19 protein-coding genes and 8 tRNA genes are annotated in these 25432 nt (G+C 54.3%); 23 read left to right on the forward strand and 4 right to left on the reverse strand.

Annotated elements, in window-relative coordinates; all coding sequences use genetic code 11:
• Positions 1 to 188 precede the first annotated feature (188 nt).
• On the reverse strand, positions 189 to 1856 hold the full coding sequence (gene glnS, locus ACG0Z5_RS07710; protein WP_394446392.1) for a glutamine--tRNA ligase: 1668 nt from the start codon (positions 1854 to 1856) through the stop codon (positions 189 to 191).
• A gap of 183 nt (positions 1857 to 2039) precedes the next feature.
• Entirely contained in the window at positions 2040 to 4061 is a 2022-nt protein-coding gene (nagE, locus tag ACG0Z5_RS07715; protein WP_394446393.1) for an N-acetylglucosamine-specific PTS transporter subunit IIBC, read from the reverse strand.
• 321 nt (positions 4062 to 4382) lie between these two features.
• Between nagE and nagB the strand changes: the two genes are divergently transcribed.
• The 13 genes from nagB (at position 4383) to ACG0Z5_RS07780 (ending at position 11403) form a co-directional block, all read left to right on the forward strand.
• On the forward strand, positions 4383 to 5183 hold the full coding sequence (gene nagB / locus ACG0Z5_RS07720) for a glucosamine-6-phosphate deaminase (RefSeq protein ID WP_097164779.1): 801 nt from the start codon (positions 4383 to 4385) through the stop codon (positions 5181 to 5183).
• 56 nt (positions 5184 to 5239) lie between these two features.
• Positions 5240 to 6388, forward strand: coding sequence for an N-acetylglucosamine-6-phosphate deacetylase (gene nagA, locus ACG0Z5_RS07725; RefSeq protein WP_394446394.1), 1149 nt, complete (start codon positions 5240 to 5242; stop codon positions 6386 to 6388).
• Between the two features lie 7 nt (positions 6389 to 6395).
• Complete coding sequence (nagC, locus tag ACG0Z5_RS07730) at positions 6396 to 7616, forward strand: DNA-binding transcriptional regulator NagC (protein WP_394446395.1); 1221 nt, start codon at positions 6396 to 6398, stop codon at positions 7614 to 7616.
• An 85-nt stretch (positions 7617 to 7701) separates the two neighbouring features.
• Entirely contained in the window at positions 7702 to 8454 is a 753-nt protein-coding gene (gene nagD / locus ACG0Z5_RS07735; protein WP_394446434.1) for a ribonucleotide monophosphatase NagD, read from the forward strand.
• Positions 8455 to 8718: 264 nt separating this feature from the next.
• Positions 8719 to 10383: an asparagine synthase B gene (gene asnB / locus ACG0Z5_RS07740; RefSeq protein ID WP_394446396.1), complete on the forward strand. Its 1665-nt coding sequence runs from the start codon at positions 8719 to 8721 to the stop codon at positions 10381 to 10383.
• A gap of 231 nt (positions 10384 to 10614) precedes the next feature.
• Positions 10615 to 10691, forward strand: a tRNA-Met gene (locus ACG0Z5_RS07745).
• 9 nt (positions 10692 to 10700) lie between these two features.
• A tRNA-Leu gene (locus ACG0Z5_RS07750) sits at positions 10701 to 10785 on the forward strand.
• 21 nt (positions 10786 to 10806) lie between these two features.
• A tRNA-Gln gene (locus ACG0Z5_RS07755) sits at positions 10807 to 10881 on the forward strand.
• A 37-nt stretch (positions 10882 to 10918) separates the two neighbouring features.
• Positions 10919 to 10993, forward strand: a tRNA-Gln gene (locus ACG0Z5_RS07760).
• Positions 10994 to 11019: 26 nt separating this feature from the next.
• A tRNA-Met gene (locus ACG0Z5_RS07765) sits at positions 11020 to 11096 on the forward strand.
• A gap of 6 nt (positions 11097 to 11102) precedes the next feature.
• A tRNA-Gln gene (locus ACG0Z5_RS07770) sits at positions 11103 to 11177 on the forward strand.
• Between the two features lie 40 nt (positions 11178 to 11217).
• Positions 11218 to 11292, forward strand: a tRNA-Gln gene (locus ACG0Z5_RS07775).
• Between the two features lie 36 nt (positions 11293 to 11328).
• Positions 11329 to 11403: transfer RNA gene (locus ACG0Z5_RS07780), tRNA-Gln, on the forward strand.
• Positions 11404 to 11505: 102 nt separating this feature from the next.
• Here the strand turns inward: ACG0Z5_RS07780 and ubiF are convergent.
• Positions 11506 to 12681 (reverse strand): 3-demethoxyubiquinol 3-hydroxylase, encoded by a 1176-nt coding sequence (ubiF, locus tag ACG0Z5_RS07785; protein WP_394446397.1) that lies wholly within the window; start codon positions 12679 to 12681, stop codon positions 11506 to 11508.
• Positions 12682 to 12824: 143 nt separating this feature from the next.
• On the opposite strand from ubiF, the gene miaB reads away from it, so the two are divergent.
• The 9 genes from miaB to ACG0Z5_RS07830 all read left to right on the forward strand — a co-directional run bounded on the left by miaB (position 12825) and on the right by ACG0Z5_RS07830 (position 22083).
• On the forward strand, positions 12825 to 14258 hold the full coding sequence (gene miaB / locus ACG0Z5_RS07790) for a tRNA (N6-isopentenyl adenosine(37)-C2)-methylthiotransferase MiaB (RefSeq protein ID WP_394446398.1): 1434 nt from the start codon (positions 12825 to 12827) through the stop codon (positions 14256 to 14258).
• 153 nt (positions 14259 to 14411) lie between these two features.
• Complete coding sequence (locus tag ACG0Z5_RS07795) at positions 14412 to 15467, forward strand: PhoH family protein (protein WP_319626962.1); 1056 nt, start codon at positions 14412 to 14414, stop codon at positions 15465 to 15467.
• On the forward strand, positions 15464 to 15931 hold the full coding sequence (ybeY, locus tag ACG0Z5_RS07800; protein WP_394446399.1) for an rRNA maturation RNase YbeY: 468 nt from the start codon (positions 15464 to 15466) through the stop codon (positions 15929 to 15931). The genes ACG0Z5_RS07795 and ybeY overlap by 4 nt, the downstream gene beginning before the upstream one ends.
• 101 nt (positions 15932 to 16032) lie before the next feature.
• Positions 16033 to 16911, forward strand: a complete 879-nt coding sequence (gene corC / locus ACG0Z5_RS07805) for a CNNM family magnesium/cobalt transport protein CorC (RefSeq protein WP_394446400.1) — start codon at positions 16033 to 16035, stop codon at positions 16909 to 16911.
• Between the two features lie 22 nt (positions 16912 to 16933).
• Positions 16934 to 18481, forward strand: a complete 1548-nt coding sequence (gene lnt / locus ACG0Z5_RS07810; RefSeq protein WP_394446401.1) for an apolipoprotein N-acyltransferase — start codon at positions 16934 to 16936, stop codon at positions 18479 to 18481.
• Between the two features lie 396 nt (positions 18482 to 18877).
• The gene (locus ACG0Z5_RS07815; RefSeq protein ID WP_319785291.1) at positions 18878 to 19789 is read left to right on the forward strand and encodes an amino acid ABC transporter substrate-binding protein; all 912 of its coding nucleotides are present in this window, start codon (positions 18878 to 18880) and stop codon (positions 19787 to 19789) included.
• A 154-nt stretch (positions 19790 to 19943) separates the two neighbouring features.
• Positions 19944 to 20684, forward strand: a complete 741-nt coding sequence (locus ACG0Z5_RS07820) for an amino acid ABC transporter permease (RefSeq protein ID WP_319626957.1) — start codon at positions 19944 to 19946, stop codon at positions 20682 to 20684.
• On the forward strand, positions 20684 to 21358 hold the full coding sequence (gene gltK, locus ACG0Z5_RS07825) for a glutamate/aspartate ABC transporter permease GltK (RefSeq protein WP_319626956.1): 675 nt from the start codon (positions 20684 to 20686) through the stop codon (positions 21356 to 21358). The genes ACG0Z5_RS07820 and gltK overlap by 1 nt, the downstream gene beginning before the upstream one ends.
• Complete coding sequence (locus tag ACG0Z5_RS07830) at positions 21358 to 22083, forward strand: amino acid ABC transporter ATP-binding protein (protein WP_319626955.1); 726 nt, start codon at positions 21358 to 21360, stop codon at positions 22081 to 22083. The genes gltK and ACG0Z5_RS07830 overlap by 1 nt, the downstream gene beginning before the upstream one ends.
• Before the next feature lie 62 nt (positions 22084 to 22145).
• Here the strand turns inward: ACG0Z5_RS07830 and ACG0Z5_RS07835 are convergent, their stop codons facing one another.
• Positions 22146 to 22628: a zinc ribbon-containing protein gene (locus ACG0Z5_RS07835; RefSeq protein ID WP_319626954.1), complete on the reverse strand. Its 483-nt coding sequence runs from the start codon at positions 22626 to 22628 to the stop codon at positions 22146 to 22148.
• A gap of 214 nt (positions 22629 to 22842) precedes the next feature.
• Between ACG0Z5_RS07835 and leuS the strand changes: the two genes are divergently transcribed.
• On the forward strand, positions 22843 to 25425 hold the full coding sequence (leuS, locus tag ACG0Z5_RS07840; protein WP_394446402.1) for a leucine--tRNA ligase: 2583 nt from the start codon (positions 22843 to 22845) through the stop codon (positions 25423 to 25425).
• The last annotated feature ends 7 nt before the right edge of the window (positions 25426 to 25432 follow it).

Raw genomic sequence — 25432 nt, forward strand, 5'->3', positions numbered from 1 at the left:
TAAAGGAGATGCCGCAAGGTGCATTAGGCTGGGGTTTTACAACGAATTAGAGAATAACGTCAGTTGAAAATGTAACAAGGCAGAGGCGGTGTTTCATAGATCGAAATGATATTATTTCGCATCACGAAAATGACATAAAAAAAGCGCCGCTCAGGGCGACGCTTCTTCATTTTGCGATAACGGAACGGTTACTCGCCCGCTTTCGCCCAGGTATCACGCAGACCCACGGTGCGGTTAAACACCAGCTTCTCAGCGGTGGTATAACGGCTGTCGAGGCAGAAGTAACCCTCACGTTCGAACTGATGCGCTTTGCCCACTTCAGCGGCTTTCAGCGAAGGCTCAGCATAGCCCTGCTTGATAACCAGTGATTCTGGGTTGATGACAGCCAGGAAGTCCTCTGCGGCCCCCGGGTTCGGCACGCTAAACAGACGATCGTACAGGCGAATCTCAACCGGCAGCGCATGCTGAGCGCTAACCCAGTGGATCACGCCTTTCACTTTACGACCATCAGCCGGATCTTTACTCAGCGTATCGGCATCATAAGTACAGAAGATAGTCGTAATGTTGCCTTCTGCATCTTTCTCTACGCGCTCGGCCTTAACCACGTAAGCGTTGCGCAGGCGCACTTCTTTGCCCATCACCAGACGCTTGTACTGCTTGTTGGCTTCTTCACGGAAGTCAGCGCGATCGATCCAGATTTCCCCACTGAACGGCACTTCACGGCTGCCCATTTCAGGTTTGCTCGGGTGGTTCGGCATGGTGACGATTTCGCTTTCACCCTGCGGGTAGTTTTCGATAACCAGTTTAACCGGATCGATAACCGCCATCGCACGCGGTGCATTATCGTTGAGATCTTCACGAATGCAGGATTCCAGCGATGCAATCTCGATGGTGTTGTCCTGCTTGGTGACGCCGATGCGCTTACAGAACTCACGAATGGACGCTGAGGTATAGCCGCGACGACGCAGACCGGAGATGGTCGGCATACGCGGATCATCCCAGCCTTCAACGTGCTTGTCGGTAACCAGCAGGTTCAGCTTACGCTTGGACATCACGGTGTATTCCAGATTCAGACGAGAGAACTCGTACTGACGCGGATGGACCGGAATGGAAATGTTGTCCAGCACCCAGTCGTACAGGCGACGGTTGTCCTGGAATTCCAGCGTACACAGCGAGTGGGTAATGCCTTCCAGCGCATCGCTGATGCAGTGAGTGAAGTCATACATCGGGTAGATGCACCACTTACTGCCGGTCTGATGGTGATCGGCGAATTTGATGCGATACAACACCGGATCGCGCATCACAATAAACGGCGATGCCATGTCGATTTTGGCACGCAGACACGCTTTCCCTTCTTCGAAGCCCCCGGCACGCATTTTTTCAAACAGCGCCAGGTTCTCTTCCACACTGCGATCGCGGTAAGGGCTGTTTTTGCCCGGCTGCGTCAGGGTGCCGCGGTATTCACGGATTTCGTCTGCGGAGAGTTCGTCCACATACGCCAGACCTTTGTTGATAAGCTCAATCGCATACTCGTGCAGCTTATCGAAGTAGTCAGAGGAGTAGCAGATGTCACCTGACCAGTGGAAGCCTAACCACTCGACGTCATGTTTGATCGACTCCACGTATTCGATGTCTTCTTTCACCGGGTTGGTGTCATCGAAACGCAGGTTGCACTGACCCTGATAATCCTGGGCGATGCCGAAGTTCAGGCAGATCGATTTCGCATGACCGATGTGCAGATAACCGTTCGGCTCAGGCGGAAAACGGGTGTGCACGGTCGTATGCTTACCAGTGGCCAGATCTTCATCGATAATCTGGCGAATAAAGTTAGTCGGGCGGGCTTCTGCCTCACTCATCGCGGGTTCCTCAAGGCGTAAACAACATATAACGGAATATGATCTTATAAGCTGAGGGCGGAGACAACCCTTAGTTACAGAAAAATGGGGGTTAACAGAGAATATTGGGGCGGCGGGAGCCATAAAAAAGCGGCGGAGGATTTCCCCCCGCCGCTAAGGCACTTAAGTTCTACTCAGGAACGATTACTTGCCTTTAATCTCATACAGCGGCGTAACGCCTGCAACAACCTGACCCTGCGCCTTGATAACCAGGCCGCTGAAATCATCGATGTTGCTGCACACCACTGGGCTAATCATTGAGCGTGCGTTAGCGTTCAGGAAGTCCAGATCCATTTCCAGGACCGGCTGACCTGCAACCACTTCGGCACCCTCTTCTACCAGACGCGTGAAGCCTTGGCCGTTCAGTGCAACGGTATCGATCCCCATGTGGACAACGATTTCCGCGCCTTTTTCAGTTTCGAGGCAGAACGCGTGGTTGGTATTGAAGATTTTAACGATGGTACCAGCCGCCGGAGAAACAACCGTTTTTTCAGTTGGTTTCACCGCCACACCGTCGCCTACTGCTTTGCTGGCGAAGGCTTCATCAGGCACCTGATCCAGAGCGACCACATCCCCGGTCACTGGCGAAACCAGTGCAGCGATGGTGACCGCGTTTGGCACAGCCTGCGGTTTAGCCGCGGCCTGGGCTGGTACTGCTGCCGGAGCGGCTTCTGCGGCGGCAACGTGACCGGTGGTTTTCATCGCGTTAGCGATTTTTTCTGCCACAAAGCCCACGATAATCTGCACGCTGGTTTTGTTCAGACGAATCACACCAGAGGCACCCAGACGCTTAGCCAGCGCTTCGTTAACCAGCGCGGAATCTTTCACGTTCAGACGCAGACGAGTGATACAGGCGTCAATCCCGGTCAGGTTGTCAGAACCGCCCACTGCGGCGATGTACTGGCGTGCCAGCTCGGACGCATCCTGCTCTTTATCACTGCTCACATTCACGTCCTGGCCATCGGCTTCGCTACCGGCAACAGCCAGTTCGCGACCCGGAGTCATCAGGTTGAATTTGGTGATAGTGAAGCGGAACACCACGTAGTAGATAACGAAGAACACCAGACCCTGAGGGATCAGCATCCACCAGTGTGTCGCCAGCGGGTTACGCGAGGACAGCACCATATCCACCAGACCGGCGCTGAAGCCGAAGCCCGCAATCCATTGCATGCTGGCAGCGATGAATACGGAAATACCGGTCAGCACAGCGTGGATGAAGTACAGAACCGGCGCCACGAACATGAAGGAGAACTCCAGCGGTTCTGTGATACCGGTGAAGAAGGCCGCGAATGCGCCCGCCATCATGATACCCAGTACCTTGGCCTTGTTTTCTGGACGAGCACAGTGGTAAATCGCCAGTGCCGCACCCGGCAGACCGAACATCATGATCGGGAAGAAGCCTGCCTGATAACGGCCGGTGATGCCCACCACTGCTTTACCGGCTTCGATAGACTGCGCGCCGCCGAGGAAGTTAGGGATATCGTTAATGCCGGCAACGTCAAACCAGAATACGGAGTTCAGCGCGTGGTGCAGACCTACCGGGATCAGCATACGGTTGAAGAACGCATATACGCCTGCACCGACAGAACCCAGTTTCTGGATGTGCTCACCAAAGGCCACCAGACCGTCGAAGATAACCGGCCAGACATACATCAGTACGAAAGCGACGGCAATCATGACGAAGGAGGTCAGGATCGGAACCAGACGGCGACCGCTGAAGAACGACAGCGCTTTTGGCAGCTCAACGCCGCTGAAGCGGTTGTACAGTTCCGCAGAGATAATACCGACAAGGATACCGACGAACTGGTTGCTGATCTTACCGAATGCCGCCGGAACCTGGTCCGCCGGAATTTGTTGGATCATGGACACCGCTGCCGGAGAGCAGAGGGTTGTTAATACGAGGAAACCCACAAAGCCGGTCAGCGCTGCTGCACCGTCTTTATCTTTAGACATACCGTAAGCCACACCGATTGCGAACAACACGGACATGTTGTCGATAATCGCGGAGCCTGACTTAATGAAGAACGCAGCCAGTGCGTTAGATCCGCCCCAGCCCACCGGGTCAATCCAGTAGCCGACACCCATCAGGATGGCTGCGGCCGGCAGCGTGGCCACTGGCACCATTAGTGCGCGGCCAACTTTTTGTAAATAACCTAGAACACTCACTTTTATTCCCCCTTGAGACCCCGACCGACTGAGTTACAGCCGTTTTTTTATAGTGTGACTATCTTGAAAGCACAGCAATGTATCACTTGCCTTCAGAGTGTGTGAAAAATTAATTCGTCTCGCAAATTAAAAGCACCTTTTTTGTGATTTTTATCACCAAATATCGTCTTCACCCCCTCATCCGACTGGCTAACAGGGAAAACTTATTTTATCATTCGAAAAATCAGGACGGATTGCCCCCTCTCCTTGCTAATCCAGGTTACTCTTAACAGAGATACGGTGCCAATCCGCCAACATTTATATTAACTATTGAGGTGAACAATGAGACTGATTCCCCTGGCGACAGCTGAACAAGTAGGTAAATGGGCCGCCCGTCATATCGTCAACCGCATCAATGCGTTCAAACCCACCGCGGACCGTCCTTTTGTTCTGGGTCTGCCAACCGGCGGTACTCCGCTCACCGCGTATAAAGCTCTGGTTGAGATGCACAAAGCGGGCCAGGTTAGCTTCAAACATGTTGTGACTTTCAACATGGATGAGTACGTGGGCCTGGCAAAAGAGCATCCGGAAAGCTACCACAGCTTTATGCACCGTAACTTCTTTGATCACGTTGATATTCCGGCAGAAAACATTAACCTGCTGGATGGCAACGCGCCAGACATCGACGCAGAATGCCGCCAGTACGAAGAAAAAATCCGTTCTTACGGCAAAATCAACCTGTTCATGGGTGGCGTAGGCAACGACGGTCATATCGCGTTCAACGAACCGGCGTCTTCACTGTCCTCTCGTACCCGTATTAAAACCCTGACCCATGACACCCGCGTGGCAAACTCCCGTTTCTTCGACGGCGACGTGACTCAGGTGCCAAAATATGCGCTGACCGTGGGCGTGGGTACGCTGCTTGACGCAGAAGAAGTGATGATTCTGGTGTTGGGCCATCAGAAAGCACAAGCGCTGCAGGCGGCGGTTGAAGGCAACGTGAACCACATGTGGACCATTAGCTGTCTGCAGCTGCACCCGAAAGCAGTGATGGTGTGCGACGAGCCGTCCACCATGGAACTGAAAGTGAAAACACTGAAGTACTTCAACGAATTAGAAGCCGAAAATATTAAAGGTCTGTAATTGAATCCCCGCCCCTCTTCAAGGGGGCGGATGCTTTTTTGACACCGGGGGTCGTAATGTATGCATTAACCCATGGCCGAATTTATACCGGCCACGAAATTCTGGATGACCATGCGATTGTTATCGCCAATAGCCTGATTGAACAACTCTGCCCACTGGCCGATTTGCCGTCCGGGATTGAGCAACGCTCGTTAAATGGCGCCATTCTTGCTCCCGGTTTTATCGACGTCCAGCTGAATGGCTGCGGCGGCGTGCAGTTTAACGACAGCCCGGATGCGGTGACCGTTGAAACGCTGGAAATCATGCAGAAAGCCAACGAGCGATCTGGTTGCACCAGCTATCTGCCAACGCTGATCACCTCCAGCGATGACCTGATGAAGCAGGGTATCCGCGTGATGCGTGAATACCTGGCGAAACACCCGAATCAGGCGCTGGGTCTACATCTGGAAGGTCCGTGGCTGAATATCGTTAAGAAAGGGACGCATAACCCGGATTACGTGCGTAAGGCTGACGACGACCTGGTCGACTTCCTGTGTGCTAACGCCGATGTGATTACCAAGGTCACTCTGGCACCGGAAATGGTTCCTGCCCAAGTTATTACCCGTCTGGCTAACGCCGGAATTGTGGTCTCTGCGGGCCACTCCAACGCCACGCTGAAAGAAGCCAAAGCTGGCTTCCGCGCAGGCGTGACCTTCGCAACCCATCTGTATAACGCCATGCCGTACATCACCGGGCGTGAGCCGGGTCTGGCTGGCGCTATTTTTGATGAACCGGACGTTTACTGCGGTATTATCGTCGATGGTCTTCACGTTGATTTCGCTAACGTTCGTAACGCCAAACGCCTGAAAGGTGACAAGCTTTGTCTGGTTACAGACGCCACCGCACCGGCAGGCGCGAATATTGAACAGTTCATTTTTGCTGGTAAAACAATATACTACCGGGATGGACTGTGCGTGGATGAGAACGGCACCTTAAGTGGTTCCGCATTGACGATGATTGAAGGCGTACGTAACCTGGTGGAACACTGCGGTATCGCACTCGATGAAGTGCTGCGTATGGCCACGCTGTATCCGGCCCGTGCCATCGGCGTCGATAAGCAACTGGGCAGCATCGCCCCTGGCATGGTAGCCAACCTGACCGCGTTCACTCGCGATTATAAAATCACTAAGACCATCGTTAATGGTAACGAGGTCGTTGCTGAGTAAGTAAAGTATGACATCAGGCGGACACGCTCAAATTGGTAATGTTGACCTCGTTAAACAACTTAACAGTGCGGCCGTTTACCGCCTGATTGATCAGCACGGACCAATCTCGCGCATTCAGATTGCCGAACAGAGCCAGCTCGCGCCCGCCAGCGTGACCAAAATCACGCGTCAACTAATTGAACGCGGCCTGATCAAAGAAGTCGATCAGCAGGCCTCCACCGGGGGCCGCCGCGCGATTTCGATTATTACTGAAACCCGCAATTTTCACGCCATCGGCGTGCGTCTGGGCCGACACGATACCACCCTCACGCTGTATGATCTAAGCAGTAAAGTCGTCGCCGAAGAGCATTATCCGTTGCCGGAACGCACCCAGGAAACCCTGGAACATGCGCTGCTCAACACCATCGCCACCTTTATTGAAAACAGCCAGCGCAAGATCCGCGAGCTGATAGCTATCTCGGTTATCCTGCCGGGGTTGGTTGACCCAGAAAGCGGCGTGATCCGCTATATGCCGCACATTCCTGTGGAAAACTGGGGACTGGTTGGCGCGCTGGAAAAACGTTTTAACGTGACCTGTTTTGTCGGGCACGATATCCGCAGTCTGGCGCTCGCTGAGCACTATTTCGGTGCAACTCAGGACTGCGAAGATTCTATTCTGGTGCGGGTGCATCGCGGCACCGGGGCTGGGATCATCTCGAACGGCCGCATTTTTATCGGCCGAAACGGCAACGTCGGCGAGATTGGCCATATTCAGGTTGATCCGCTTGGTGAACGTTGTCACTGCGGAAATTTCGGTTGTCTGGAAACCGTTGCTGCCAATGCGGCTATCGAGCAACGAGTACGCCAGCTGCTGGAAAAAGGCTACCAGAGCAAAGTCTCGCTTGATGACTGTAACATCAAAGCCATCTGCAAAGCCGCGAACAAAGGCGATGCCCTGGCCAGCGAAGTGATTGAGCATGTTGGCCGCCATCTCGGCAAAACTATCGCCATCGCCATCAACTTGTTTAACCCACAGAAAGTGGTTATCGCCGGTGAAATCACCGAAGCGGAGAAAGTGCTGTTGCCTGCCATTCAGGGCTGCATCAATACCCAGGCGCTGAAAGCGTTTCGCCACAATCTGCCGGTAGTACGTTCGGAGCTCGATCACCGCTCCGCCATTGGCGCCTTTGCTCTCGTCAAACGCTCAATGCTTAACGGTATGCTGCTCCAGCGACTGCTGGAAAGCTAAACCGCCCTCCTCCTCCCGCGCCTCAGGCGAACGGGAGGATAATGTGTATAATTACGCCTTTCTTAAATACGACGTCGGACTGTCCATGACCATTCAGAACATCATTTGCGATATTGACGGCGTGCTGATGCACGATAACGTAGCCGTGCCCGGTGCAGCGGAGTTTTTGACCCGCGTGCTGGAAAAAGGCCTGCCGCTGGTATTGCTCACCAACTACCCTTCGCAGACCGGGCAGGACCTGGCCAACCGTTTCGCCACCGCCGGTGTCGACGTGCCAGACAGCGTGTTTTATACCTCTGCGATGGCGACCGCGGATTTTCTGCGTCGCCAGGAAGGTAAGAAAGCCTATGTGGTGGGCGAAGGTGCACTGATCCACGAATTGTACAAAGCCGGTTTTACTATCACTGATGTGAATCCGGACTTCGTCATCGTGGGCGAGACCCGTTCCTTCAACTGGGAAATGATGCATAAGGCGGCGTTCTTTGTGGCCAACGGGGCGCGCTTTATCGCCACTAACCCGGATACGCATGGTCGTGGTTTTTATCCGGCCTGCGGGGCGTTGTGTGCGGGTATCGAGAAAATTTCTGGCCGCAAACCATTTTATGTCGGCAAACCGAGTCCATGGATAATCCGCGCCGCGTTGAATAAAATGCAGGCCCACTCGGAACAGACGGTGATCGTCGGCGATAACCTACGCACCGACATTCTGGCAGGCTTCCAGGCCGGTCTGGAAACCATTCTGGTGCTTTCGGGGGTATCCACGGTGGATGATATCGATAGCATGCCGTTCAGGCCGTCATGGATTTACCCGTCGGTCGCTGAAATCGACGTCATTTAAAGCATGTGCCCGGCGGCGCTTGCTGCGTGCCGGGTCTACATTCCTTCCTCGCAAACATAAAACACCATCTAATAAAACACGCCAAAAAATGCATAATCGTCAATAACCGCGACTTAATGCTGCGCGTTTTTCACTATTCTTTAATCCTCATTGCATTATTTTCTTTCAGCCCGGTAATTCTCTTGCGCAGGCGGTCGCTTTCCGGCATTTTTTAAGTCATGCAACGCCACAACAACACGCTACAGAATTAACGGAGAAGTCGCTATGTGTTCTATTTTCGGTGTACTGGATATCAAAACGGACGCGGTCGAGCTGCGTAAAAAAGCGCTGGAGCTCTCCCGTCTGATGCGCCATCGCGGCCCGGACTGGTCAGGTGTATATGCCAGTGATAAAGCCATCCTTGTCCACGAACGCCTGTCGATTGTCGACGTCAACGCCGGTGCCCAGCCGCTGTACAACGAAAAGAAAACCCACGCGCTGGCTGTGAACGGTGAAATCTACAACCACCAGGCTCTGCGCGCTGAATACGGCGACCGCTACCCGTTCCAGACCGGTTCTGACTGCGAAGTCATTCTCGCGTTGTATCAGGAAAAGGGCCCGGAATTCCTCGACGATTTACAGGGCATGTTCGCTTTTGCGCTGTACGACAGTGAAAAAGACGCGTATCTGATTGGCCGCGATCACCTCGGGATCATCCCGCTGTATATGGGCCACGACGAGCACGGTAACCTGTACGTAGCGTCTGAAATGAAAGCCCTGGTGCCGGTATGCCGCAGCATTAAAGAGTTCCCGGCGGGCAGCTATCTGTGGAGCCAGGACGGCGAAATTCGTCCTTATTACCAGCGTGACTGGTTCAGCTACGATGCGGTCAAAGACAACGTGACCGACAAAGCCGAGCTGCGTCAGGCACTGGAAGAGTCCGTTAAAAGCCACCTGATGTCTGATGTGCCTTACGGCGTTCTGCTCTCCGGCGGTCTGGATTCGTCTGTTATCTCTGCTATCACCAAAAAATATGCCGCACGCCGGGTAGAGGATCAGGAGCAGTCTGAAGCCTGGTGGCCGCAGCTGCACTCCTTCGCCGTTGGCCTCGTGGGCTCACCGGACCTGAAAGCGGCGCAGGAAGTCGCCCACCATCTCGGCACCGTGCACCACGAAATTCATTTCACCGTGCAGGAAGGTCTGGACGCTATCCGCGACGTGATTTATCACATCGAAACCTACGACGTGACCACGATTCGTGCCTCGACGCCAATGTATTTGATGTCGCGTAAAATCAAAGCGATGGGCATCAAGATGGTGCTGTCGGGTGAGGGTTCTGACGAAGTATTCGGCGGCTACCTGTACTTCCATAAGGCACCTGACGCTAAGGAACTGCACGAAGAAACCGTGCGTAAACTGCAGGCGCTGCATATGTTTGACTGTGCGCGTGCCAACAAAGCGATGTCAGCCTGGGGCGTTGAAGCGCGCGTGCCGTTCCTCGACAAGAAATTCCTCGACGTGGCGATGCGCATTAACCCGCAGGATAAAATGTGCGGCAACGGCAAAATGGAAAAACACATTCTGCGTGAATGTTTTGAATCCTATCTGCCAGCGAGCGTGGCGTGGCGTCAGAAAGAGCAATTCTCTGACGGCGTAGGCTACAGCTGGATTGACACCCTGAAAGAAGTGGCGGCGAAGCAGGTGACGGATAAACAACTGGAAACTGCCAGCTTCCGCTTCCCGTACAACACACCGTCGTCTAAAGAAGGGTATCTGTACCGCGAAATTTTTGAAGAATTGTTCCCGCTGCCAAGCGCTGCGGAGTGCGTGCCGGGTGGCCCGTCCGTCGCATGTTCGTCGGCTAAAGCTATCGAGTGGGATGAAGCGTTCAAAACCATGAACGATCCATCAGGCCGTGCTGTCGGCGTTCACCAGTCCGCCTACAAATAATGTCTTGTTTTTGATTCAGGGCCCTTCGGGGCCCTTTTGTCATTTATCAGCGGTAATCTGGCGATAAAAAAGGCGTAATAATCAATTTTTGCCGATAAATTCGCCGCGCTGTTCGCAACCTAACCAAACAGTCACATTCCAGCGATTTTCCTTGAAAAAGAAGTTGACGCTTATTGGCTCAATACGCATAATGCGCCCCGCAACGCCGATAAGGTAACGCGAAAAAAAGATGGCTACGTAGCTCAGTTGGTTAGAGCACATCACTCATAATGATGGGGTCACAGGTTCGAATCCCGTCGTAGCCACCATCTTTTTTTGCGGGAGTGGCGAAATTGGTAGACGCACCAGATTTAGGTTCTGGCGCCGCAAGGTGTGCGAGTTCAAGTCTCGCCTCCCGCACCATTTCCAAAAGCGTTGCACGGATGGGGTATCGCCAAGCGGTAAGGCACCGGTTTTTGATACCGGCATTCCCTGGTTCGAATCCAGGTACCCCAGCCATTTTTCCCTGACTAAGCATTTTTTCGCGTGAGTCATTTGGGGTATCGCCAAGCGGTAAGGCACCGGTTTTTGATACCGGCATTCCCTGGTTCGAATCCAGGTACCCCAGCCAGTCAGGCACTGGCAAAACAAAATTCAGGCTACGTAGCTCAGTTGGTTAGAGCACATCACTCATAATGATGGGGTCACAGGTTCGAATCCCGTCGTAGCCACCAAATTCTTGGGGTGTCGCCAAGCGGTAAGGCTCTGGTTTCTGATACCAGCATACCGGGGTTCGAATCCCTGCACCCCAGCCAATTTAGTAAACGATGAACCAAAACTGAAAAGAACACCTGATGGGGTGTCGCCAAGCGGTAAGGCACTGGTTTCTGATACCAGCATTCCGGGGTTCGAATCCCTGCACCCCAGCCACTTTTTCAGTCTCATCGTCAGCATCAAAAAATCTGTTGGGGTATCGCCAAGCGGTAAGGCTCTGGTTTCTGATACCAGCATTCCGAGGTTCGAATCCTCGTACCCCAGCCACATAAAACAAAAAGCTCGCTTCGGCGGGCTTTTTTGTTTTCATGCTTCAGCCTTGACAGAAAATAGAAACAGGCCACCGCGATGTCACGACGGCCTGCCTTGTTACAACCCTAACGCATACTTCAGCGCCTGACGTTTGAGCACGCCTGCACGCTCGGCGGCCATCAGGCCGATATTGCGCAGCATTCTCAGCGGGGCGAGATCGTTGCTGAAGCTGGCATAAAACAGATCCATGCCGGATTGCATTAAATAGTTATCCGCCATTCTGCGGGTCTGGTAGCGCTTGAGCACCGGCAGACTCGCCCAATCTTCGCCGTGGCTGCGGGCATTAATCAGAACGTCCAGCAGCGCATCGACGTCACGATATCCCAAATTAACGCCCTGCCCGGCCAACGGATGAATGGTATGGGCGGCATCCCCCACTAACGCAAGTCCAGGCTGAACGTAGCGCAACGCATGGCGGCGGGTCAGCGGAAATGCCCCGGCGGCAACCGGTTTGATATGGCCCAACCGCGACGGAAAGGTTCGCACAATCTCCTGCTGCAGTTGTTCTAACGACAGCGTCTGTAGCTGACGAATACGGGCCGGGGTGTCATACCACACCAGCGAGGCCCAGTGTTCGAACAGCGGTAAAAAGGCACGCGGCCCGTTCGGCGTAAACTGCTGCCAGGTACTGTCCCCCGGTTCCGCTTCGCACTCGACGGTAATCAACATGCAGGACTGGGGATATTGCCAGGCGTGAACGCCAATCCCGGCCATCTGCCGCACCTGAGAATTTGCGCCATCGGCACCTATCACCAGTTTCGCCTGCATTTCGCTGCCGTCGGTGAAGCCCAGCAGATAACCCTCAGTGCCATGCAGCATCGTTTCCAGCGAGGAAGGCACACACAGCCTGACCTTGTCATGCGCCTCCAGCGCCTGCCACAACGCGAGTTGCAGCACGTTATTCTCCACCATGTAACCGAGTTCCGGCAGCTTAAGCTCCGAGGCGTTAAACACCACGTGCGCGCTTTCCCATTCCCAGGTTTCCAGTTGGCGATAACGGTGGGTGCGCATGGCATGAATAGCATCCCACACGCCAAGCCCGCGCAACAGGCCAACCGACGAGGCACTTATGGCCGAGATCCGCACATCCGGCGGGCTCGCCGCATCAAATGCGGGCGGCGTGGTTTGCTCTATCACGGTCACGCTGAATCCCTGCTGTGCCAGGCCCAGGGCCAGGGCTGCGCCGACCATTCCGCCACCGACAATGGCGACATCAGTATGTTGATTGCTCATGGCTCGTTTCCTTAAACCTCAATCCCTTAAGTTTACCGGATTTTTTGTCCTTTGGGCGTTGAGTCGGTCATACTGGTCACACTCGCTGCAAAGCATTACAATACGCGCCCTGCGTTCCCCTGAGCATGAGCAAAGCTAAGTCGATGACAAAAAAACTCCATATTAAAACCTGGGGCTGTCAGATGAACGAGTACGATTCATCAAAGATGGCCGATCTGCTGGATGCCACCCACGGCTATCAACTGACCGATAACGCGGAAGAAGCCGATGTACTGCTGCTGAACACCTGCTCGATTCGTGAGAAGGCGCAGGAGAAAGTGTTCCATCAGTTGGGTCGCTGGAAGCTCATCAAAGCGAAACGCCCAGATGTAATCATTGGCATCGGCGGCTGCGTCGCGTCTCAGGAAGGCAAACTGATCCGCCAGCGCGCTCACTATGTCGATATCATTTTTGGCCCACAGACCCTGCACCGCCTGCCGGAAATGATTAATACCATTCGCGGCATGCGCGATCGCCGTAAGCCGATCATCGATGTCAGCTTCCCGGAAATTGAAAAATTTGACCGCCTACCGGAGCCGCGTGCCGATGGCCCGACCGCGTTTGTGTCGATCATGGAAGGCTGCAACAAATACTGCACCTACTGCGTCGTGCCCTACACGCGTGGTGAAGAAGTCAGCCGTCCTTGCGATGATATCCTGTTTGAAATCGCACAGTTGGCCGCTCAGGGCGTGCGTGAGATTCACCTGCTTGGCCAGAACGTAAACGCCTGGCGCGGCGAAAACTACGACGGCAGCACCGGTTCGTTTGCTGAATTGCTGCGTCTGGTTGCGGCCATTGACGGCATCGACCGCATTCGCTTCACCACCAGCCACCCTATCGAGTTCACCGATGACATTATCGACGTCTATCGCGATACGCCAGAACTGGTGAGCTTCCTGCATCTGCCGGTGCAGAGCGGGTCTGACCGCGTGCTGAACCTGATGGGTCGCACGCATACTGCGCTGGAATATAAAGCCACTATTCGTAAGCTGCGCGAAGCGCGCCCGGATATTCAAATCAGCTCTGACTTCATCGTCGGCTTCCCGGGGGAAACCAACGAGGACTTCGAGAAGACCATGAAGCTGATTGCCGACGTCAATATGGACGTCAGCTACAGCTTTATCTTCTCCGCGCGTCCTGGGACACCGGCGGCGGATATGGTTGATGACGTTTCGGAAGAAGATAAGAAACAGCGTCTGTATATTTTGCAGGAGCGCCTCAACCAGCAGGCAATGGCCTGGAGCCGCCGTATGGTCGGCACCGTCCAGCGTATTTTGGTCGAAGGCACATCGCGTAAGAGCCTGATGGAGCTGACCGGGCGCACGGAAAATAACCGCGTGGTCAACTTCGAAGGGACGCCTGATATGGTCGGTAAATTCGTCGATGTGGAAATCACCGACGTGTATACCAACTCCCTGCGCGGCAAAGTCGTTCGCACCGAAGCGGAGATGGGCCTGCGCGTGGCGGAATCACCGGAATCCGTGATTGCCCGTACTCGTAAAGAAAACGATCTCGGCGTGGGCACTTTCCAGCCGTGATCCCGTGGCCTGCCCCTGCGGGCAGGCCCTTGCATTTCCTCGCCCTGCCCCCACATCGATTGCAATGCTTGCACCTTTAATCGCTTGCGCGAATAATTTCCTTTGTACATGTACAAAAACGCCCGCCGTGGCACCAGGTAAAAGAGGAACAGTTTGAATACAGAAACCCGTGAAATCACCCTCGAGCCTGCGGACAACGATCGTCTGCTGAGCCTCTGCGGTCCGTTTGATGACAACATCAAACATCTTGAGCGACGACTGGGTATCGAAATCAACCGCCGCGATAACCACTTCAAACTCACCGGACGCGCTATCTGCGTGAACGCCGCCGCAGATATCCTGCGCAGCCTGTATGTCGATACGGCGCCTATGCGCGGCCAGACGCAGGACATCGATCCGGAACAGATTCATCTGGCTATCAAAGAAGCCCGCGTGCTGGAGCAAACCGCCGATAGCGTGCCGGACTACGGTAAAGCCATCAATATCAAGACCAAGCGCGGCGTTATCAAACCGCGTACCCCGAACCAGGCGCAGTACATCGCCAATATTCTCGACCACGACATCACCTTTGGCGTAGGCCCTGCGGGGACCGGTAAAACCTATCTGGCCGTTGCGGCCGCGGTCGATGCGCTGGAGCGTCAGGAAATTCGCCGCATTCTGCTGACCCGTCCGGCAGTTGAAGCCGGTGAGAAACTGGGCTTCCTGCCCGGCGATTTAAGCCAGAAAGTTGACCCGTATCTACGTCCGCTGTATGACGCGCTGTTCGAGATGCTCGGCTTCGAAAAGGTTGAGAAACTGATTGAGCGCAACGTGATTGAAGTGGCACCGTTGGCCTATATGCGCGGTCGTACGCTGAACGATGCGTTCATCATTCTGGATGAAAGCCAGAACACGACCATCGAGCAGATGAAGATGTTCCTGACCCGTATCGGCTTTAACTCGAAGGCGGTGATCACCGGGGACGTAACCCAGATTGACCTGCCGCGTAACGTCAAATCGGGTCTACGACATGCCGTTGAAGTGCTGGCGGAAGTAGACGAAATCAGCTTCAACTTCTTCCATAGCGAAGACGTGGTACGCCATCCGGTGGTAGCCCGCATTGTTAACGCCTATGAGGCGTGGGAAGAAGCAGAACAAAAACGTAAAGCCGAGCAGGCCGCCGAGCGCAAACGCGAAGCGCTGGCAACGCAGGAGCAAGAGCATAAATGAGTTCGGTTATTCTGGATTTACAGGTCGCAACGGAAGACGAAAAAGGTCTGCCGCAGGAAGCTCAGTTTCAACGCTGGCTGGATGCTACCATCCCGGCGTTTCAGGCCGAGTCTGAGGTGACTATCCGTCTGGTTGATGAAGCGGAAAGCCACGAGCTGAATCTGACCTATCGCGGAAAAGACAAGTCGACCAATGTCCTCTCCTTCCCGTTCGAGGCACCACCGGGCATGGAAATGCCACTGCTCGGTGACCTCATCATCTGCCGTCAGGTGGTTGAGCGTGAAGCCGAAGAACAGGGTAAACCGCTCGAGGCCCACTGGGCGCATATGGTTATCCACGGCAGTCTGCATCTGCTCGGCTATGACCATATTGAAGACGAAGAAGCGGAAGAGATGGAAAGTCTGGAAACGGAGATAATGCTTGCTCTGAACTATGATGATCCGTACATTGCCGAGAAAGAGTAACCTGTGCGGCGGCTAGCCGCCGCGCTGGCATTTTATGCCGTCTGATGCTGTGTTTACGCCAGACGGGAAGATTTATTTAACATGAGACCCCACACGACGCCATGAGCGACGACAACTCACACAGTAACGACACCTTAAACAGCAAAAAGGGATTCTTCTCCCTCTTACTGAGCCAACTGTTCCACGGCGAGCCTAAAAACCGCGATGAACTGCTGGCGCTGATCCGTGATTCCGGGCAAAACGACCTTATCGACGAAGATACGCGCGACATGCTCGAAGGGGTTATGGATATTGCAGACCAACGCGTCCGCGACATCATGATCCCCCGTTCTCAAATGATTACCCTAAAACGCAGCCAGAGCCTGGACGAATGTCTCGATGTCATTATCGAGTCCGCCCACTCGCGTTTTCCAGTGATCAGCGAAGACAAAGATCACATCGAAGGGATTTTGATGGCCAAGGATCTGCTGCCGTTTATGCGCAGCGATGCCGAAGCTTTCAGCATGGATAAAGTGTTACGCCAGGCGGTGGTGGTGCCGGAAAGCAAGCGGGTTGACCGTATGCTGAAAGAGTTCCGCTCTCAGCGCTACCATATGGCGATTGTGATTGACGAATTTGGCGGCGTCTCGGGTCTGGTGACCATCGAAGACATCCTCGAACTTATCGTCGGCGAAATTGAAGACGAATACGATGAAGAAGATGACATCGATTTCCGTCAACTGAGCCGTCACACCTGGACCGTTCGCGCACTGGCCTCGATTGAAGATTTCAACGAAGCCTACGGCACGCACTTTAGCGACGACGAAGTTGATACCATCGGCGGCCTGGTCATGCAGGCGTTCGGTCACCTGCCTGCGCGCGGTGAATCGATTGTCATTGATGGTTACCAGTTCAAAGTTGCGATGGCTGACAGCCGACGTATCATCCAGGTACATGTCAAACTTCCGGAAGATGCGCCACAGCCCAATCTGGAAGACTAATTTTACGGGACGACAACGCTAAATGGCATTTGCCTCTCTGATTGAACGCCAGCGCATTCGCCTGCTGCTGGCGCTACTTTTTGGTGCCTGCGGAACGCTGGCTTTTTCACCTTATGATTTCTGGCCTGCGGCGATTGTGTCGCTGATAGGGCTGCAAGGATTAACCCTCAACCGCCGTCCGCTGCAAAGTGCCTGGATTGGTTACTTCTGGGGGCTGGGCCTGTTTGGCTCAGGCATCAACTGGGTGTACGTCAGCATTGCGCAGTTTGGCGGTATGCCAGGCCCGGTGAATGTTTTCCTGGTGGTATTGCTCGCGGCATATCTGTCGCTGTATACCGGGTTATTCGCCGGGGTGCTTTCGCGTCTGTGGCCAAAAGCGACCTGGATTCGCGTGGCTATTGCTGCACCTGCGGTGTGGCAAATCACCGAGTTCCTGCGCGGTTGGGTGTTGACCGGTTTCCCGTGGCTGCAGTTCGGCTACAGCCAGATTGACGGCCCGCTGAAAGGCCTCGCGCCGGTGATGGGCGTGGAGACCATTAACTTCCTGCTGATGATGGTTAGCGGCCTGCTGGCGCTGGCGTTAATGACCCGCAACTGGCGTCCGCTGGTCGTGGCGGTGGTGCTCTTCGCCCTGCCTTTCCCACTGCGCTATATCCAGTGGTATCAGTTGCTACCCGAGCGCACCACCGGGGTGTCGCTGGTACAAGGCAATATTCCTCAGTCGCTGAAGTGGGATGAAAAAGAGCTGATCAACACGCTGCAGATTTATCTCAATGCGACCGAGAAAGTCATGGGCAAATCACAGCTCATCATTTGGCCAGAATCCGCCATTCCGGATCTCGAAATCAATCAGCAGCGCCTGCTCAGCATGATGGACGATATGTTGCGCGCCAAAAACAGCTCGTTGATAACCGGGGTCGTCGATTCGCGTCTTAACGCCCAAAACCGTTACGACACCTATAACACCATCATTACGCTCGGCAAAGATAACCCGTACAGCTACAACTCTACCGACCGGTACAACAAGAACCATCTGGTGCCATTCGGTGAATTTGTACCGCTGGAGTCAATTCTGCGTCCGCTGGCACCGTTCTTTGACCTGCCGATGTCATCGTTTAGCCGTGGGCCGTACGTCCAGCCCCAGCTCTCGGCGCATGGTCTGAAGCTGACCCCGGCGATTTGCTACGAGGTTATTCTCGGCGAGCAGGTGCGCGACAACCTCCGCCCGGATACCGATTTCCTGCTGACCATCTCTAACGATGCGTGGTTCGGTAAATCGATTGGCCCGTGGCAGCACTTCCAGATGGCACGGATGCGCGCCCTGGAACTGGCGCGACCGCTGCTGCGTAGCACCAACAACGGGATTACCGCGGTGATTAATCCGCACGGCGATGTGCAGGCGATGATCCCGCAGTTTACTCGTGAGGTACTGACCACCACGGTAACGCCAACCTCCGGCCTGACGCCATACGCCCGCTTCGGCAACTGGCCACTGTGGATCCTCACCGCACTGTTCGGTTTTGGCGCCCTGGTGATGAGCCTTCGAGGTAAACAGCAAAACCGTCGCTGATGCGATGGTTTTTAGTCCCTTCACCCTCTCCTGCGGGAGAGGGCCGGGGTGAGGGCATCAGCCTGCCCCCTAATTATCCCCTCGCCCCACCCCCATTTCTGGCACGCCAATTGCTTTGTTAATTCAGAGAGCTGCGTGATTTGCCTCAGTGCAACCCGGTCGCACCAATAACGCTCAGCGGTAGCACCCTTTCGGTGCAATGGAGCATTTTTGCCTTAAAACGGTGCGGCGCACTTCGCAAAAACAAACAATATCGCAGCAAAATCTTTACATTAAGCCAAACTAAATGTTAACAAACTGGCTTAACACTGCACACACAAGTGGCAGGCTATAACAACACAACACTCACATGGGTATCTGCGCGTCACTGACGCCACGATAAGGAAGGAGTTGGATATGCAATTACGTAAACTGGCCGCAGCAATGCTGGTGATGGGAATGTCCGCCGGACTGGCACATGCCGATGATGCAGCGCCGGCAGCAGGCAAAAGCACGCTGGACAAAATCGCCAAAAATGGCGTGATTGTGGTCGGCCACCGTGAATCATCCGTACCGTTCTCATACTACGACAACCAGCAGAAAGTGGTCGGCTACTCACAGGACTATTCCAACGCTATCGTTGACGCTATTAAGAAGAAGCTCAACAAACCTGACCTGCAGGTAAAGCTGATCCCGATTACCTCCCAGAACCGTATCCCGCTGTTGCAGAACGGAACCTTTGACTTCGAGTGTGGTTCTACCACCAATAACCTCGAGCGTCAGAAACAGGCTGCGTTCTCTGACACCATCTTCGTGGTCGGCACCCGCCTGCTGGTCAAGAAAGGTGGCCCAATCAAAGATTTCGCCGATCTGAAAGGCAAAGCGGTGGTCGTGACCTCCGGTACCACCTCTGAAGTGCTGCTGCACAAACTGAACGATGATAAGAAAATGGACATGCGCATCATCAGTGCTAAAGACCACGGCGACTCCTTCCGTACTTTGGAAAGCGGCCGCGCGGTGGCGTTCATGATGGATGACGCGTTGTTGGCAGGCGAACGTGCAAAAGCGAAGAAACCTGACAACTGGGAAATCCTCGGCACGCCGCAGTCTAAAGAAGCGTACGGCTGTATGCTGCGTAAAGACGATCCGCAGTTCAAGAAGCTGATGGATGACACCATTGCCCAGGCGCAGACCTCGGGTGAAGCGGCGAAGTGGTTCGAAAAATGGTTCAAGAACCCAATCCCACCGAAGAACCTGAACATGAACTTCGAACTGTCTGACGACATGAAGACCCTGTTCAAAGAACCGAATGACAAAGCACTTAACTAATTAAAACAACGATGGGCGGGTTCGCCTGCCCTCTCGATTGTCGGGAAGCATGGACAGACTATACGCGGAGTGGTCGTTCCCCATTCAGCGCGAAAAGAGCTTCTCACCAATCTTCGAGGGTAGCGCTGCTACCCTTTTTTTTCGGAGTCCATTTATGTCAATCGACTGGAACTGGGGTATTTTTCTGCAACAAGCCCCGTTCGGCAACACCACCTATCTTGGCTGGTTGTGGAGCGGATTTCAGGTCACCGTGGCGCTGTCTGTCACGGCCTGGATTATCGCTTTCCTCGTCGGCTCGCTGTTCGGCATTCTGCGTACCGTACCCAACCGAATCCTTTCCGGAATCGGGACGCTGTACGTTGAACTGTTCCGTAACGTTCCGCTGATCGTTCAGTTCTTTACCTGGTATCTGGTTATCCCGGAACTGCTGCCGGAAAACCTCGGTATGTGGTTTAAGTCAGAACTTGATCCCAACATTCAATTTTTTGTCTCTTCAATGATGTGTCTGGGCCTGTTTACTGCTGCTCGCGTCTGCGAGCAGGTGCGAGCCGCGATTCAGTCGCTGCCGCGCGGACAGAAAAACGCCGGGCTGGCAATGGGCCTGACGCTGCCACAAACCTATCGATATGTGCTGCTGCCAAATGCGTACCGCGTGATCGTGCCGCCAATGACCTCCGAGATGATGAACCTGGTGAAAAACTCGGCCATCGCCTCGACAATCGGTCTGGTGGACATGGCGGCGCAGGCCGGGAAACTGCTGGACTACTCGGCGCATGCCTGGGAATCCTTCACTGCCATCACTCTGGCCTACGTCCTGATTAACGCGATTATCATGCTGGTGATGAATCTGGTTGAACGTAAGGTTCGCCTGCCGGGCAATATGGGAGGCAAATAATGTACGAGTTTGACTGGAGTTCCATCGTTCCTTCGATGCCCTACCTGCTGGCAGGTCTGGTCATTACCCTGAAAATCACCGTTACCGCAATCATCATCGGGATTGTCTGGGGCACGCTGTTGGCGGTCATGCGCCTGTCAACGTTCAAGCCGCTGGCGTGGTTTGCCACGGCCTACGTGAACGTGTTCCGTTCTATTCCACTGGTGATGGTGCTGCTGTGGTTCTACCTGATTGTGCCGGGCTTTTTACAACAGGTGCTCGGGCTGTCGCCGAAGGCCGATATCCGTCTGATTTCCGCGATGGTGGCATTCTCAATGTTCGAGGCCGCCTATTATTCGGAAATTATCCGCGCAGGTATTCAGAGCGTTTCGCGTGGGCAAGGTAACGCCGCACTGGCGTTGGGGATGACCCACTGGCAATCGATGAAACTGATCATTTTGCCGCAGGCGTTCCGGGCAATGGTGCCGTTGCTGCTGACCCAAGGGATTGTCCTGTTCCAGGATACCTCGCTGGTGTACGTCCTGAGCCTCGCCGATTTCTTCCGTACCGCATCGACCATTGGCGAGCGTGACGGAACCCAGGTTGAGATGATCCTGTTCGCAGGAGCCGTCTACTTTGTTATCAGTTTAAGCGCCTCGCTGTTGGTCACCTATTTGAAGAAAAGGACCGTGTAATGATTTCCCTGAAAAATGTTTCGAAATGGTATGGTCACTTTCAGGTGCTCACCGACTGCTCCACGGAAGTGAAAAAAGGCGAAGTTGTGGTGGTATGTGGCCCATCGGGTTCCGGTAAATCCACGCTTATCAAAACCGTTAACGGCCTGGAACCGGTGCAGAAAGGTGAAATTCTGGTCAACGGCACCCAGGTTAACAATAAGAAGACCGATCTCGCCAAACTGCGTTCGAACGTCGGCATGGTGTTCCAGCATTTCGAGCTGTTCCCGCATCTGTCGATTATTGAAAACCTGACGCTGGCACAGGTCAAAGTGCTCAAGCGCGATAAAACCGCCGCGCGAACCAAAGGCCTGAAACTGCTGGAACGTGTCGGTCTGTCTGCCCATGCGGATAAGTTCCCGGCGCAGCTTTCCGGCGGGCAGCAGCAGCGTGTGGCGATCGCCCGTGCGCTATGTATGGATCCGGTGGCAATGCTGTTTGACGAACCGACCTCGGCACTCGATCCGGAAATGATCAATGAAGTGTTAGACGTCATGGTTGAGTTGGCGCACGAAGGAATGACGATGATGGTGGTCACCCACGAAATGGGCTTTGCCCGCAAAGTGGCGAACCGCGTTATCTTTATGGATGAAGGCAAAATCGTCGAAGATTCCGACAAAGACGACTTCTTCAATAATCCGAAGTCAGACCGCGCGAAAGATTTCCTCGCGAAAATCCTGCACTGATTTTACTGTTAATAGCCCGGCAGCGCTGACGCTGACCGGGCCAACAACACCGTGGTATTTGATTAAGGCTCAAACGCCTTACGCTGAAACTGGTCATGGCCACATTTCGGGCACAGGGGCAGCACGTCAGGCGAATAGACCGCCAGATGGAAATGGCATTTTTCGCACACCAGATTCCCCAGCCCCACCACTTCTCCGCTGTGATACACGCCGTGATGATTCAAGTCCTGAAACACCTCGCGCCATTCGAGCTGCGTTTTATCGGTAATATCCGCCAGTTCCTGCCAGATACTTTCCTTTATCACCCGCATAAACACGCTGTCTTTTAGCTCGTCCTGGCTTTCCCCATAGCTGATGGCGAACTCCTCGAGATCGCGGCGCACCGCCCTTGTCAGCTCGTCGACTTCGGTTCGGGTTAACTCCCCGGTCTGGCTGACACGCTCCCGCGCCTGTTCGACCAGCGCGTCAATATCGCGCTCTCCGTTACGCAGGCGTTCCGTTAGTGTCGTCACCAGTTCACGATAATATTGAGCAACCTTGTTCATTGTTTCATCTCCCGGGCGGTTAACGTCCTCTAATGATAGACCTTATTTCCTGATAGCTTTGTCAGGTTAGCCACAGAGACGGTAAATAAACGCCTGTCAGGAGTGTGCGAAAGGCTGTTTTGACGTGGCCGTTTGGGCTATGCTATGCGGATCTGAATGACCACATCCATTGGCTACGTTTGTAGCTGTATTGAAAACAGGACCACTGGCTGCCATGCAAGAGCAATACCGCCCGGAAGAGATAGAATCGAAAGTCCAGCAACACTGGGACGAAAAGCGCACATTTGAAGTGACTGAAGACAACAGTAAAGAGAAATACTACTGCCTGTCGATGCTTCCCTATCCTTCTGGCCGACTACACATGGGCCACGTGCGTAACTACACCATTGGTGATGTGATTGCCCGCTACCAGCGTATGCTGGGCAAAAACGTGCTGCAGCCTATCGGCTGGGATGCGTTTGGCCTGCCGGCTGAAGGGGCGGCGGTGAAAAACAACACCGCGCCTGCACCGTGGACCTACGACAACATCGCCTACATGAAAAACCAGCTCAAAATGCTGGGCTTCGGTTATGACTGGAGCCGCGAACTGGCGACCTGTACCCCGGAATATTACCGCTGGGAGCAGAAATTCTTCACCGAGCTGTATAAAAAAGGCCTGGTGTACAAGAAGACCTCTGCCGTTAACTGGTGTCCGAATGACCAGACCGTTCTGGCGAACGAGCAGGTTATCGACGGCTGCTGCTGGCGCTGCGACACCAAAGTTGAGCGCAAAGAGATCCCACAGTGGTTTATCAAAATCACGGCTTACGCCGACGAACTGCTGAACGATCTGGATAAAATGGATCAGTGGCCTGACACGGTGAAAACCATGCAGCGCAACTGGATTGGCCGCTCTGAAGGGGTGGAAATCACCTTTGACGTCGCCAATTACGCAGACAAGCTGACCGTGTACACCACGCGTCCGGATACCTTCATGGGTGCGACCTATCTGGCCGTTGCCGCGGGTCACCCGCTGGCACAGCAGGCTGCCGCCACCAATCCGGCGCTGGCTGCTTTCGTTGACGAATGCCGCAACACCAAAGTCGCAGAAGCAGAAATGGCGACCATGGAAAAGAAAGGCGTCGACACCGGCTTTAAAGCGATTCACCCACTGACCGGCGAAGCTATCCCGGTATGGGCCGCCAACTTCGTGTTGATGGAATACGGCACTGGTGCCGTCATGGCCGTTCCGGGTCACGACCAGCGCGACTACGAGTTTGCCAGTAAATATGGCCTGACCATCAAGCCTGTGATTCTGAACGCTGACGGTTCCGAACCGGATCTGTCCGCTCAGGCGTTGACTGAAAAAGGCACCCTGTTCAACTCTGGCGAGTTCAGCGGCCTGAGCTTCGAAGAGGGTTTCAACGCCATCGCCGATAAGCTCGCGGCACTGGGCGTCGGCGAGCGCAAAGTGAACTTCCGTCTGCGCGACTGGGGCGTTTCCCGTCAGCGTTACTGGGGGGCACCAATCCCAATGGTGACTCTGGAAGACGGCACGGTGATGCCTACCCCGGAAGATCAACTGCCGGTTATTCTGCCGGAAGACGTGGTCATGGACGGGATCACCAGCCCAATCAAAGCCGATCCTGAGTGGGCAAAAACCACCGTTAACGGTCAACCTGCGCTGCGTGAAACTGACACCTTTGACACCTTTATGGAGTCTTCCTGGTACTACGCGCGCTACACCTGCCCTGACTATCAGGAAGGGATGCTCGATTCCGACGCAGCTAACTACTGGCTGCCGGTCGATATTTATATCGGCGGGATTGAACATGCGATCATGCACCTGCTGTACTTCCGCTTCTTCCACAAACTGATGCGTGATGCAGGCATGGTGAACTCTGATGAGCCCGCTAAACAGCTGCTGTGTCAGGGTATGGTTCTGGCAGACGCCTTCTATTACGTAGGTGCAAACGGCGAACGTAATTGGGTATCACCAAAAGACGCTATCGTTGAGCGTGACGAGAAAGGCCGTATCGTGAAAGCGACGGACCCGGATGGACACGAGCTGGTGTATACCGGCATGAGCAAGATGTCCAAGTCCAAGAACAACGGCATCGACCCGCAGGAAATGGTTGAGCGCTATGGCGCCGACACCGTACGTCTGTTCATGATGTTCGCCTCTCCGGCAGACATGACCCTCGAGTGGCAGGAATCTGGCGTTGAAGGCGCTAACCGCTTCCTGAAACGCGTGTGGAAACTGGTTTACGAGCACACCGCCAAGGGTCCGGTTGCGGCGCTGGATGTTGATGCGCTGAGCGAAGATCAACAGGCGCTGCGTCGTGACGTGCATAAAACTATCGCCAAAGTAACCGATGATATCGGCCGTCGTCAGACCTTCAACACCGCCATTGCGGCGATTATGGAACTGATGAACAAGCTGGCGAAAGCCCCGACTGAAAGCGAGCAGGATCGCGCTCTGCTGCAGGAAGCGCTGCAGTCGGTGGTGCGTATGCTGAACCCGTTCACCCCACACATCAGCTTCACGCTGTGGCAGGTACTGGGTGGCGAAGGTGATGTGGACAACGCACCGTGGCCGGTTGCCGACGAGAAAGCGATGGTGGAAAACACCACTCTGGTCGTGGTACAGGTTAACGGTAAAGTTCGCGGCAAAGTCACTGTGCCGGTGGATGCAACCGAAGAACAGGTTCGTGAGCGTGCAGGCCAGGAACATCTGGTCGCAAAATATCTGGAAGGCGTTACCGTGCGTAAAGTCATTTACGTTCCGGGCAAACTGCTGAACCTGGTCGTTGGCTAAGCGCGGG

The sequence above is a fragment of the Scandinavium sp. M-37 genome, from assembly GCF_043558715.1.
In the GTDB taxonomy this organism is placed as follows: Bacteria; Pseudomonadota; Gammaproteobacteria; order Enterobacterales; family Enterobacteriaceae; genus Scandinavium; species Scandinavium vulneris_A.